General features: G+C 53.2%; 10 protein-coding genes. All 10 read right to left on the minus strand.

Translation table 11 applies throughout. The features are described from left to right. Position 1: 1 nt before the first annotated feature. On the minus strand, positions 2–1366 hold the full coding sequence (gene radA / locus ACO4XG_RS08625) for a DNA repair protein RadA (protein ID WP_308507983.1): 1365 nt from the start codon (positions 1364–1366) through the stop codon (positions 2–4). After that, the gene (locus tag ACO4XG_RS08630) at positions 1363–3882 is read right to left on the minus strand and encodes an ATP-dependent Clp protease ATP-binding subunit (protein ID WP_308507984.1); all 2520 of its coding nucleotides are present in this window, start codon (positions 3880–3882) and stop codon (positions 1363–1365) included. Before ACO4XG_RS08630 ends, radA begins: the two co-directional genes overlap by 4 nt. A gap of 33 nt (positions 3883–3915) precedes the next feature. Continuing rightward, positions 3916–4959: an ATP--guanido phosphotransferase gene (locus ACO4XG_RS08635; RefSeq protein ID WP_308507985.1), complete on the minus strand. Its 1044-nt coding sequence runs from the start codon at positions 4957–4959 to the stop codon at positions 3916–3918. Continuing rightward, entirely contained in the window at positions 4952–5554 is a 603-nt protein-coding gene (locus tag ACO4XG_RS08640; RefSeq protein ID WP_308507986.1) for a UvrB/UvrC motif-containing protein, read from the minus strand. The genes ACO4XG_RS08635 and ACO4XG_RS08640 overlap by 8 nt, the downstream gene beginning before the upstream one ends. 3 nt (positions 5555–5557) lie before the next feature. Continuing rightward, positions 5558–5944 carry a GntR family transcriptional regulator gene (locus ACO4XG_RS08645; RefSeq protein ID WP_308507987.1) on the minus strand — a complete coding sequence of 129 codons (387 nt, stop codon included), beginning with the start codon at positions 5942–5944 and terminating at the stop codon, positions 5558–5560. A gap of 131 nt (positions 5945–6075) precedes the next feature. Next, positions 6076–7908, minus strand: a complete 1833-nt coding sequence (locus tag ACO4XG_RS08650) for a cadherin-like beta sandwich domain-containing protein (protein WP_308507988.1) — start codon at positions 7906–7908, stop codon at positions 6076–6078. Between the two features lie 465 nt (positions 7909–8373). Continuing rightward, entirely contained in the window at positions 8374–10245 is a 1872-nt protein-coding gene (locus tag ACO4XG_RS08655; protein WP_308507989.1) for a hypothetical protein, read from the minus strand. A 95-nt stretch (positions 10246–10340) separates the two neighbouring features. Then, positions 10341–11753: an oxaloacetate decarboxylase subunit alpha gene (locus ACO4XG_RS08660; protein ID WP_308507990.1), complete on the minus strand. Its 1413-nt coding sequence runs from the start codon at positions 11751–11753 to the stop codon at positions 10341–10343. Between the two features lie 50 nt (positions 11754–11803). After that, positions 11804–12955 carry a sodium ion-translocating decarboxylase subunit beta gene (locus ACO4XG_RS08665; RefSeq protein WP_308507991.1) on the minus strand — a complete coding sequence of 384 codons (1152 nt, stop codon included), beginning with the start codon at positions 12953–12955 and terminating at the stop codon, positions 11804–11806. Positions 12956–12998: 43 nt separating this feature from the next. Next, positions 12999–13293 (minus strand): acyl-CoA carboxylase biotin carboxyl carrier protein subunit (locus ACO4XG_RS08670; RefSeq protein ID WP_485129680.1); only part of this gene is annotated, 295 nt, incomplete at its 5' end.

The raw sequence follows: 13293 nt of genomic DNA on the forward strand, positions 1-13293 counted from the left end.
TTCAAAAAAGCAAGTGCATAGCTTCCTGAATGCTGGAGACACCGCAGCAAGCAATGTCTCCGACGCCGCGACACTTTTCCGCATTAGACTTGGGCAGAATACAGTGGGTAAATCCAAGCTTTGCCGCCTCACGGACACGATACTCCGCGAGCGGGACCGCTCTCACCTCGCCAGATAGCCCGACCTCTCCGAAGATCACGGTATCTGCCGCTACCGCTTTGTCCCGGAAGGAAGAAATCATCGCAATGACGGCCGCTAAATCCACGGCCGGTTCATTCATCCGCATACCTCCCGCTATATTTACATAAGCATCGTAGCGCGACAGCGGCAAGCGACAGCGCTTCTCCAGTACCGCCATCAGGAGATTCACGCGATTATAATCGATTCCCGCCGCTGTGCGGCGCGGCATACCGAATGCGCTCTCTGTCACAAGCGCCTGGACTTCCAGCAAAATGGGGCGGCTTCCCTCCAGCGAGCAGGCGACAACAGCGCCGCTCGCACCGAGTGGCCGTCCCTCCAGCATATAGGCAGAAGGATTTTTTACCTCCTCTAGTCCGCGCTCCGTCATTTCGAAGACACCAATTTCGTTTGTCGATCCAAAGCGATTCTTGACCGCGCGCAGAATCCGGTAGGAAGAACTCTTTTCGCCCTCAAAGTATAAAACGGTATCCACCATATGCTCTAATACTCTGGGCCCCGCTACCTGTCCTTCTTTTGTCACGTGTCCGACAATAAAAATCGCAATTCCGCTCCCCTTCGCGAGTTGCATCAAAGCGTTCGTAGATTCTCTGACCTGGCTCACCGATCCCGGCGCCGCACTGATATCGTCACAGTACATGGTTTGAATGGAGTCAATGATTGCAATATCCGGTTTTTCACGAAGCAGGACTTCACGGATGGAATCCAGGTTCGTCTCGCTGAGAAAACGGAGATCACCTTCCAGAGCACGGAGACGTTCCGCCCGAAGTTTGATCTGCCTAAGCGATTCCTCACCGGAAATATAGAGCACCCTTTTGCCGAGTACCGCAAAGTTTCTGCAAACCTGCAGGAGAATGGTCGATTTACCGATGCCGGGATCACCGCCGATAAGAACCAGAGAGCCCTCTACGGTGCCGCCGCCGAGTACACGATTTAATTCCGAAAACCCCGTGTCAATCCGACACTCCGCTGTTGCATCGATTTCGCGAAGATCCACCGGCTTTAAGTTGACGGCGTGTGCGGCCTGTGATTTGGCACGCAGCTTTTCTTTCGGCGCTGTCGGCTCTTCTACCAAAGTATTCCACGCCTTACAGGCGGGGCACTGCCCCGCCCACTTTGGCGATTCGTAACCGCATTCCGTACAAAAGTAAGCTGTGCTTCGCTTCAATCGTTCACCTGCTCCTTCCTTGCGGAAGACTTGCGCCTTGTCTTTCGTTTTGTCGTAAAGACAAGGCCTGCTTTCTCGCCCTCCGCCACGGTCGGGCAGGTCACGAGCACCTCATCTCCCGCTTTCACCTGGTCATCCAGCATAGCCTCTGCGAGCTTGTCTTCGAGCTCATTCTGAATGGCTCTTCTGAGCGGACGTGCGCCGTACTTCGGATCATAGCCTTTTTCAATCAAGAACTCCCGTGCGGTATCGTCAAATGACAGTTTGATTTCCATCTGGTTCTCGCCGCGCTTTTCAACATTTCTGAGTAAAATATCCACAATCTGCTTCATATTGTCGCGGTCCAACTGATGGAATACGACAATCTCATCGATGCGATTCAAAAATTCCGGCTTAAAGAGACGGCGAACTTCATCCATTACGCCATCTTTCATGTTCTTATAGTCGGTCTCTTTGTTTTCACGCGCCGCAAATCCCAGGGTCTTTGGCGAAACAATGCGAGATGCCCCTGCGTTGCTCGTCATAATCAGAACTGTGTTCTTGAAATCAATCTTTCTGCCCTGTGAATCCGTGATATGACCGTCATCCAGCACCTGCAACAAAATATTGAAGACATCAGGATGTGCTTTTTCGATTTCATCGAACAGAATCACCGAGTAGGGATTTCTTCTCACCTTCTCCGAGAGCTGGCCGCCTTCCTCATAGCCGACGTAGCCGGGCGGCGAACCGACAATTTTCGAGACGGAGTGTTTTTCCATGTATTCACTCATATCAACCCGAATGAGGGCCTGTTCCGTGCCGAACATAGCTTCCGCCAGCGCCTTGGAGAGTTCGGTCTTACCGACACCGGTCGGGCCGAGGAAAAGGAAGGAACCGATCGGGCGGTGTGGGTCCTTCAGGCCGACCCGTCCGCGCCGGATAGCGCGGGATACCGCACTCACTGCCTCATCCTGCCCAATGACACGCTCGTGAAGCACAGACTCCAGCTTCTTCAAGCGCTCATTCTCCTCCTCGGTCAGTTTCTTGACCGGAATTCTGGTCCAGAGTGAGACCACATCGGCAACTTCGTTTTCACCGACCACGAGCTTTTTATCTCGTCTCGCCTGAATCCACTCTTCCTTAATCTTGGCGATTTTCTCTTCTTTCTTCTCCTGCTTCTTTTTTAACTGACCGGCACGCTCAAATTCCTCGGCGCGAACCGCCTCTTCCTTCTGACTTTCGAGTTTGGTGATTTCTTCCGAGAGCTTTTTGATTTCAGCAGGTTCCGCATAATCCGCAAGACGAAGGCGGGACGCCGCCTCGTCAATGAGATCGATTGCTTTGTCCGGCAGGAAACGGTCGGAAATATAGCGTGCCGAGAGCTGTACCGCCTCCTTGATTGCCGTATCTGTGATGCTGACCTTATGGTGCGCTTCGTAGCGAGGCCGCAACCCTTCCAGAATCCGAACGGATTCATCTTCCGAGGGTTCGTCCACTGTAATCGGCTGGAATCTGCGCTCCAGAGCGGCATCCTTCTCAATATGTTTTCGGTATTCCTCAATGGTCGTTGCGCCAATCAGCTGCAACTCGCCGCGCGCCAGAGACGGCTTCAGAATGTTGCTGGCATCCATGGTGCCCTCTGCCGAACCGGCGCCGATGATGGTGTGAATCTCATCGATAAAGAGCAATACGTTTCCGGCCTGCATCACTTCCTGCAGGACCTTTTTGATGCGCTCTTCGAACTCGCCGCGATACTTGGATCCCGCAATCATCCCCGAGAGATCCAGGGTCACAAGGCGTTTGTCCGCCAAGGTTTCCGGCACTTCGCCGCTTACAATCAACTGGGCAAGTCCCTCGACAACCGCTGTCTTTCCGACGCCCGGCTCTCCGATCAGGCAGGGGTTGTTCTTCGTTCTGCGGCTCAGAATCTGCATGACACGTTGCATCTCAGTGCTTCGTCCGATCACCGGATCCAGTTTGCCCTGGCGCGCAAATTCCGTGAGGTCGCGCGAATACTGATCCAAGGTCGGTGTCGGCTGTGCGGATCCGCTCACGACGCCGCTGCCCTGTGTTTGCTGCGGCATATCTTCCGGCGCGTGTTTCTCACCCATGGCATGCATCAAATCCACATAGAGTTTCTGAATGTTGACCCCCATCGTATAGAGCAATTTGCTCGCAACACAATTCTTCTCTTTCAAAATAGCGAGGAGAATGTGCTCGGTGCCGACCTGCGGTGCCTGGAAGCGCTCTGCGGCCGCCTTGCTGTATTCCAGCACTCGGCGCGACATCGGCGTATATTTCGGCTCTTCCGCAAGTTTGACGCGCTCCACAGAGGCGAGCATCTTATCCATCAGTTTGAGAACGCGCTTTTCTGTCGCCTCATTTGCGATCAATACCTGTCCTGCAACACCGCTTCCCTGGCGAACCAGGCCGAGAAGCAAATGCTCGGTTCCGATGTAGCTGTTGTGCAGTTCCTCAGCTGCGCGGTGCGCATACTCCAACGCTTCCTGCGCCTGTTCGGAAAAATAATCTGCCATAAAAACTCCTTCCTGTTGCCTGTTTGCGCAGTCTCAACGCTCGAGCAACTCGGGTAATACTCTTCTCAAATAATTTGCACGGAGCACATCAATCTGTTCGCGGTCAACCGGTCCCTTTTCCGCCGCAATCAGATTGGAAGGCTGCACTCCCAGATACAGCGAGTAAATGCTGATATCCTGTTCGGTTTTTGCCAAGCCGTCGGTGATTCCTGCCATCACGGCAGAGAGATTGTGCAGTGCCTCCCGGATGGTGACGCGTCTCGCATATTTCAGAAAACCGTAGGCGCGGAACATACTGTCGACGCGTGCAAGTCTGTGCCTTTCTATCGAATGGACTCTAATCTTCTCTTCTTCATTGTTTAGGCGCATTGCCGTTTTCTGAACGAGCGCCATAATTTCTTCTTCCGATACGCCGAGTGTCCGCGCATTGCTGAGGTCAAAAAGATCGCCGTGATTTTCTTTTCCGTCTCCGTAGACGCCGCGGATGTTGATGCCAATCTGTCCCATTGACTCAAGAACCTTGGAAAACTGCTTACTCTGGGATAGCATCGGCAAATGCAACACAATATTGGCGCGCATTCCGGTTCCGACATTGGTCGGAAAAGAGGTTAAATACCCATAATGCGGGTCAAAAGCATACTCAAACTGACGATTCATATAGTCGTCCAGTCGGTCGATGTTCTCATAGAGTTCTTTCATGTGAAGGTTCGGACTCATGAGTTGCAGACGAATGTGATCGTCACCGTTCAAAACCAGAGATAAACTCTCGCTCTCCGATAAAAACAGTGCAACCGGCGCTTTTCGTTCCAGTATACTTGCGCTTAAAACACGGCGCTCCCGCATCGCCATACGACGTATCTCGGAGATTTCTGTCAGAAGGCAGTCATTCACATTTTCATGCTGCTGCATTGCAAGTTCCTGCAGTGCATCTCGCATGCGCTGTACCATCTCATTTGCTTCCTCATTGCGAAGACGACGCGGAAAATGATACTCGGCCCAGTTGCGTGCAAGTCGGATACGGTTTGAAACAAAGTACTTTCCGGACTCCATCCGGACCTGCTCATACCATTTAAGCATCCGTGTCCTCCTTTTCCAGAAGCCGAATCTGATCCCGGATTTCCGCGGCCTTTGTATAATCTTCCGCCCGGATAGCCGCATTCAGCTTGACGCGCAATCCGCGGATTTGAATGCGGCGCTCTACTTCCGGTGAAGTGACCGGAGAGACGGAAGCCTCCTTTTCACTGCCTTCGTTGACCGCCATATCCTGCGCCTCCGCGGTCGGGCGTATGCGCAAGCCGTATTTGGGATGCTTGCCCTTGTGTATGTCAGATCCCTGTAACTGCTTGATATTATCCCGCATGAGCACATCAAAAACCTCGTAGCAGGTCGGACAGCCGAAGCGAGAATCTCTCACAAAATCGGAATAGCGGGTCTTACAATCCGGGCAGACCACTCTGTCATAGTCTGTTTTCCGCTCTTCGCTCTGCCCCGTGAAAATAGCAGACAGCATAACGCCCAATGACAAAGTATCATCGGAATCGCCAAAATCTCCGCCGATATTCATCTTCCGCGCACAGGACTCACAGAGATGAAGCTCTGTTCTTTCTCCATTCATCCCGAATTCCCGGTACAGAATGGTCGCCTCTCTCTTCTTGCAACGCTCACATAACATGACTCACTCCTCCGCTTCACACTTACTGAAAGCGTCGTACAAACCGTCTACCAGTTGGTGGGCCTCACTGCGGCTCACACCGTTACAAATACCGCGCGCCAGGCATACGGAAAGTTCCCGTTTCATCTCCTCAATCACACGCAGTTTGTCCACATCGATGGAGATGACGGCACCTCTCCGCCGATCCAGTTTGATGAAGCCCTCTTGGCGCAAAATCGTATACGCTTTGTTGACGGTATGCATGTTGATGCCGACCAAATCTGCCATCTGACGCACGGAGGGGAGGGAATCTCCTTCGCGGAACTGCTCCATCGCGATGCCAAGAATAATCTGGTTGATCAGCTGGATATAAAAAGCTTCATCGCTGTTAAAATCAATACATAATTTCATATCCACACCTCTCTGCTCAAACTGTTACACTGATTATATAACAGCATTCCGATGCCGTCAATCGGAACCATGCCGAGAAAAAGAGCGGTGCAAGCTGCTCTTTTGCAACCTGCCCGCCCTTCGTCGAGAGATTAGAGATCGATATCCTCAAACACTTCATCTCCGGCTGTGTTCTTTTTCCCGTTGACCGCCTGTGCCTGCGCTGTGATAGCATCTGCCGTATTTCTCGCTTCTTCCAGCGTCTCTCTCACATGTTCGCTCATATCAAGCTGAGACAACACCCGCGTAGCACCGAGATCGTCCGCCGCAGAATCGGCAGCCGTATCTTCCGGCGGAACCACTGCGACCTGATCATCTGCCAGCACAATTTCTTCCGGTTGCTGCGGAGAAGGCTCCTCGGCTTCCGTTACCTGTTCCGCTGCGCCTGCGAGTACCTCTTCCGTATGGCTCTCGACTTCTTCGGAAGTTGTCTTCCGCAGGGCTTCCTGTTCCTGACGCTGCAGCAATTCTTCTGCCTCGCGCGCAGCCTTTCGCTCGGCTCTCCGCCGCTCTCGCTCGGCAAGTTCCGGCGACTTTCGACGTGCACCGCGAAGAAACGCATAGATAGCCGCCCCGATTGCGAGTACCAGCGCACAGGTGAGTCCTACGATCTTACGGTGCGAAACCTTGTACTGCGCCCGCAGCTGCTCCGCAGTACTCTGTCCCGCACCGTCGCCCGGAAAATAGCGCTGTAATGTTTTCTCCTGCAAGTCGAAGCGATAAAATCCCTTCTCCCCTTTACTGTTCATGCCGTAAAACACGCAATAATTCTGTCCCTGATCCTTCTGACCGATGTAGCCGTCAACGGTTTTTCCGTTCAGTGTGACTTGTTTGACCAGAAGCCCCTCCGGAACCGCAACGCCCTCCGACAGCGGAACAACCGACACTGCTTTGGCTGTCGCGCCGACTTGTACATAAGGTGACCAGGTTCTGCTCGTGTCATCATAAAAATAAAGATTTCCGCTTCCGCCGTCTGCGAGCAGATAAATGAGATGCAGATGCTCGTCCGGTCCTTTGCCTGCCTGCACCGTCCGATCTCCGTAGATAAAGCTCTCACTTTCATAGCCCGCCGGAAGCAAAGCCTGATCAAAGCTGTCTGCAATGGTATAACTTGTTGTTCCGATGGTCACATGTGTGCTGTCTTCAATCGGCGCTGTTTCCGGTGTTGTACCCTGCTGTTTGGTCACAACAATCGTATAGGTACCAAGCGCACTGTTATCGCTGCCGAGCACATTGACCTCAATCTTGTTTTCGCCGAGCTTTAAGTTCTCGTTTCCGGTCACATTGACCTTCGTTCCCTCTGCAGCCGGCACCGCATTGACCGCAATGCGTGTGACTTCTTCTCCGACTACCGCGGTGTAAGTCGTATTGCCTGCACTGAATGCCGGCGTCAAAGTGCCCGGATTCAGACTCAGATTGCTGAGCGGTCCGGTTGCTTCCGTCGGCGCCGCCGCGGTTTCGGCCGCACTGCTTCCCGCCGCCGCATCGGCCGCGGCAATGGTGATTGCCGCGCTCCCCTGATGCGCGATGGTTGCCTCTTGGCTGCTGTCCGCCAACTTGGCACTTTTCACCTGTACCGCTGCCGAACCGTCCTTTAACGCTTTAAACCGAAGGCTGTAGTAGACGTCGGACTGCCCCTCAGTGCCGCTGTTCTTGACCGTTAGCTCACCGCCGCTGCCGCTTGCACTGTCTCCGCTGACAAACTCCATCTTTTCGCTGTCATAGCTGAGAACAATGTCCGTATTGGAAATCGCACTGTCACCCTGCACATGCATGGAGACAGTAAATTCTTCGCCAACCTTGGCGCTCGGGTCAGAAAACTGAATGTTTGCGCTCAGGGCAAAGGCGCTCAGTTGTAACATTGCGCTGAACAGCGCGGCCGTTGTGCCACAAAGAACTCCCCGTGTCACGCTTCTTCGCTTCATTCTGTGCTTGCCTCTCTTTCCGTCCCGCTCACCGGGAAATATAATCTGTATTATTCTAGCACAAGCTACTGATTTTATACAAGCTACCCCTGCATGTCCGCTCAATATTTCTGTAGGGTTCCCATACATGGGTTACGTTCCTCATCTTCCCGTATTTCATACAAGGCCCGCCACAAGAAGGGCAGATAACATGCTACCTGAAGTTTTCCTCCAATGATACTTTTTCAAGGAAAATGTACGCAGAGAAAAGCCTTGTATATCAAGGGTTTGAAGCACTTTTCACCAACTTTTTTGTCCTATCACTCAAGGATGACGAACGGAAAAACTTGCTGTGTCACGGAAACAGCGATTCAGTATCATGTGAATCGCCTATACATCTATCAGCAGAAAATTGTTACAAACGACTCATCCCAAAATACCCGGAAGCATCTGTTTTTACAGATGCTTCCGGGTATAAGAGTTCGATTAATTCGGCAGTGCCGCAGCACTCTCCGGCATGTCCGTATAGACCGGAATCCGAAAGGTGTGCTTTTTCTGCTTGAGTGCTTCCGTATAAGCTTCTCCGAGCTTTCTTCCTTCCTCCGCTGCCGCCTGCACATTGGTCATATACTGGTGCTCGTAACGCCCTTTTGCCGTGACATTAAATTTCTTCAGATAGAACGTATCCTGACCGCTCTTCAGATAATTGTCACCGTAATATTTCGCACCGCCGATGATGGCCTTTTCCGGCGTATCCCAAGGTTTCCCGTAGGTCGCATCCACCTGACTTGCCCACCAGAGGCCGCGCTCGGTCGGCGTCTTATCTCCGTCTTGGAAGGCCTGCGCATTAAAGTAATTATAGAATCCCGGGAATTTCGGGTTCTTTCCGCTGATCAGACCGCTGCCGCCGGTTCTTCCCTGTTCCTGAATCAGCATTGCCGTCAGGACATACGGATTCACACCCGAACTGCTTGCAGCCGTCATAATCGTTGTGATGTAATCCACGCCGCTCGGATTCGATCCGCTGCCATCGCCGGACAGGGTTCCGCTGTTGCGGTTGTCCGTCTTACCTGTATTGGCGGTAGCACCGGTTGCGCTACGGCGGATGACCGCCTGCACATCGCCCTCGAACTGCTGATTTTCGTCCCCATCTTCCAAGAGCTGATAAGGCGCAACATCTTCCACGGCCGCAGGTGCTTCGTCTGTACTCTCGCCGGGAGCTGCGACTTCTGCGGCTTCAAATGCATCCTCCGTTTCTGCGGCGCCCGGCTTCTCGGCAGACAGGTCGACTTCCGTTGTCTCTCCGGTCACCGCGGACTCCGCTTCCGCTGCTGTCTCTGCTTCTGTTGCGCCATCTGTCTCTGTGGCGTCGGCTTGAAGCTCTGTGCTATCTGTAGCTTCCGCTGCTGCAGTTACAGACTGCTCCTCCGTAGATTCTTCGTCGGCCGAAGCAGTGTCTTCCGGTTTGACCAGCTTGTCATGCGGCGCTCCCGCAAGAATACCGATGGCCTTCTCTTTTTTGGCACTCCCTGTTTCGCCGCGTGTCACGGTAGCCGGTTGTGTGGCATTCTCTTTTGCTTTGCGCTGTTGTTCTTCCGCCGAAAGCGGTGCCGCCCCGACCTCTGCTTTTTTGCTGTCTCTCGGTGTGCCGGGTGCGGTCCAAGTCACAGCGCTCGGACTCTTCCCTTTCGCACTTGCAACCTGTGTGCTTCCGCCGCCGGAAGCTGTCGTCCCTGTGTTATTTCCGGAATCGGAAGCAGCTATATTGGCCGCCTTGGTTACACTGCTGTCAGTCGACTGCGCAGGCAACAAGCCGGTGCCGCCGCTACCGCTTAAAAAGGTGTTAGCCGCGAGCATACGAACACCCTCTTCATTCTGGCTATCCGGTTCATACCCCTGGGTTTGAAACTGAAAAATATAGCGACTGTCCAGAAAGTTTCTGGGATCCATGTAATAGCTGATGATATTTGAGTTTGCAGCAACCCAGGCACTTGTATCAAATCCCTTCCAGCTATTGGTCGCCGCATTATAAGCCACACTGTCTCTCGACTTCCAGCTGTCTTTGCTTGTTGTATGTACCAGGTTTCTACCTATCTTGCTCTCTTCCCGCACAACTTCTTGCCAGCTGAGCCCTGTCTTCTGTGCTTTAAATACCCAGTTTGGGTATTTTGCGTGAAGTTCTCTCAGTTTATCTTTGTAGGACTCCGGAAACCCTTCCGCCGCAAGCTGTTGCTCAAATTGTGCATCGCTCTTCTGTGCCGCAAAACACTGTGACGCCTGTATGGGTAAAAACGGCGTCAAAAGACTCAAAATCAAAATCCCGGCTTGCGCGATTCGCCTTGCTCTCTTTCCCTTCACTGCGCTTCATTCCTCTCTCTCATTCCCCGAGAAATACAGAAAACTGCCGCCCCGAAGAAAACACTCCAGTGCGGCAGTCGTTTTCATAGCTCCGATCAGACCGGATAAACGCCGTTAGCCGTATCTGCCTTGTTCATGTCCACACCGCTCTGCTGTGCCTGCCGATACTTGAAGAAATCAAGTGCGACCTGCGGGAACAGTGCATACGAAAGAACATCCTCTTCCTGCTGCTTCCACGGTCCGACCTCTTCCTCAAACTTCGGAAGCTGCGGCGGAATCAAATCTGCCGGACGGCAGGTAATCGGCTTCTCATCACCGATAATCTGCTTCTGAATCTCCGGATTCACCGGACGTACGGACTGTCCGAACTCACCCATCACAAGCTTTCTGGACTCCTTCGGAACCATCTTATAGCGCTGGTGCATGAGAACATTCATGACCGCCTGTGTACCGACAATCTGAGAGGACGGCGTAACCAGCGGCGGCTCGCCGAAATCCTTGCGAACGCGCGCCACTTCTTCAAGCACATCCGGGAGCAAGTCCTCTTTATGTGCTTCGGTGAGCTGCTTTAAGAGGTTGCTGAGCATGCCGCCCGGCACCTGATAGCGCAGTGTGTTGATGTTGACACCGAGCAACTTCGGGCTAAGCAGGCCGTTTGCGATGTACTTTTCACGAATCTTAGTGAAATACTTCGCAATCTCAGAGAGCTTCTCGATATTGAGTCCGGTGTCATAGGGCGTACCCTTTAAAGTCTGTACCATGACTTCCGTCGCAGGCTGGCTGGTTCCGAGCGCAAGCGGCGAGATTGCCGTGTCAATGATATCGGCACCCGCCTCAATCGCTTTGAGCAAAGTCATGGATGCCACACCGGAGGTGTAGTGCGTGTGGATGTCAATCGGGAGCTTGGTCGACTCCTTGAGCGCCTTCACAAGGTCATAAGCCTCATACGGCGTCAAGAGACCGGACATATCCTTGATGCAGATGGAATCGGCTCCCATCTCCTCGATGCGCTTTGCCAGCCCCACCCAGTACTCAAGCGTATAGGCATCTCCGAGGGTATAAGACAGCGCAATCTGTGCTTCCGCGCCCTCTTTCTTGCAGGCATTGACAGCCGTTTCCAGATTGCGAAGGTCGTTCAGGCAGTCAAAAATGCGGAGAATGTCAATACCGTTCGCCACGGACTTCTGAACAAAATACTCGACAACATCGTCCGCGTAGTGGTTATAGCCCAGGATGTTCTGGCCGCGGAACAGCATTTGCAGCTTGGTCTTCTTGAAACCCTGCTTCAAGAGACGCAGTCTCTGCCACGGATCCTCGTGCAGGAAACGAAGGCAGGAATCAAAGGTCGCTCCGCCCCAGCATTCAACCGAGCGATAGCCAATCTCATCCATCTTGTCGATGATGGGCAGCATCTCCTCTGTCGTCATTCTGGTTGCAAAGAGGGACTGGTGCGCGTCGCGAAGCACGGTCTCACAAATTTGAACCGGTTTTTTCTTCTCGTTATTCATCTATATTCTCCTTGCGCTTGTCTCACGCGAAAGATAGTTTCATGCTGCGCTCATTTCACACCGAAGATAGCCATGAAGGTTCCGGCTGCCACTGCCGTACCGATGACACCCGCTACATTCGGCCCCATTGCATGCATCAGCAGGAAGTTGGTCGGATCTGCCTCGGCGCCGACCTTCTGGGAGACGCGCGCGGACATCGGCACCGCCGAAACACCGGCCGAACCGATCAGCGGATTCACCTTGCCGCCGGTCAGCTTACACATCAGCTTACCGAGCAAAACGCCGGCTGCGGTACCGAAGGCAAATGCGACCAATCCGAGGAAGACAATCTTCAGTGTATCCGCCTTCAGGAAGGCCTCTGCACTGGTCGTTGCGCCGACCGAAGTACCCAGCAAAATGACTACGATATACATCAATGCATTGCTTGCCGTATCCGTCAGCTGTCTCACGACGCCGGACTCACGGAACAGATTGCCAAGCATCAGCATACCGATTAACGGCGCAGTTGTTGGGAGTATCAAGCTCACAATCACAGTGACGACAATCGGAAAGAGAATCTTTTCGAGCTTCGAGACCGGACGGAGCTGTGCCATACGGACTTTGCGCTCCTTTTCTGTCGTCAGCAAACGCATGATCGGCGGCTGAATAATCGGAACCAGTGACATGTAAGAGTACGCTGCCACTGCGATTGCACCGAGATACTCGCTCTGCCCCATCTTGTTTGCGAGGAAAATGGAGGTGGGGCCGTCTGCACCGCCGATAATCGAAATTGCGGCTGCCGCCTTGCCGTTAAAGCCGAGCAGAACAGCCAGCAGATATGCTGCATAGATACCGAACTGCGCCGCTGCGCCGAGCAAAAAGCTCATGGGATTCGCAATCAACGGGCCAAAGTCCGTCATCGCGCCGACGCCCATAAAGATGAGCGGCGGAAGAATTCCCCACTCATCGAGCTGGTAGAAGTAGTGCAGAAGTCCGCCGCTGCCGTCAGCAGACTTCGCCGGATCCAGCATAATATCAGGATAAATATTCACCAGAAGCATACCGAACGCAATCGGAACAAGGAGTAATGGCTCAAATCCTCTCGCGATAGCAAGATAGAGGAATAAAAGCGCCACTGCAATCATGATGAGGTTTCCGAATGTGATGGAGAAAAATGCGGACTGATGGATAAGATTGCTGAATGTATTGGTTAAATACGCCATCTTATTTTCTCTCCTCTTTGGGGTGCCGGACGGCACCGCCCGCTTAATTCAAAGTTGCCAGCACCTCGCCTGCCTCGACGGACTGATTGACACTCACATTGATGCTCGCAATGGTACCTGCCTCCGGAGCAACAATCTCGTTCTCCATCTTCATTGCCTCAAGAATCATGATGGTCTGACCTGCCTCAACGCTGTCACCGACCTTTTTCTCGACGCTCAAAATCTTGCCCGGCATCGGGGATTCGACCGTGATGCTGCCCGCTGCGCCGCTCGGTGCAGCGGCCGGAGCCGAAGCCGCGACCGGTGCTGCTGCCGGAGCCGCGACCGGTGCTGCTGCC

This window comes from Stomatobaculum sp., assembly GCF_057248925.1.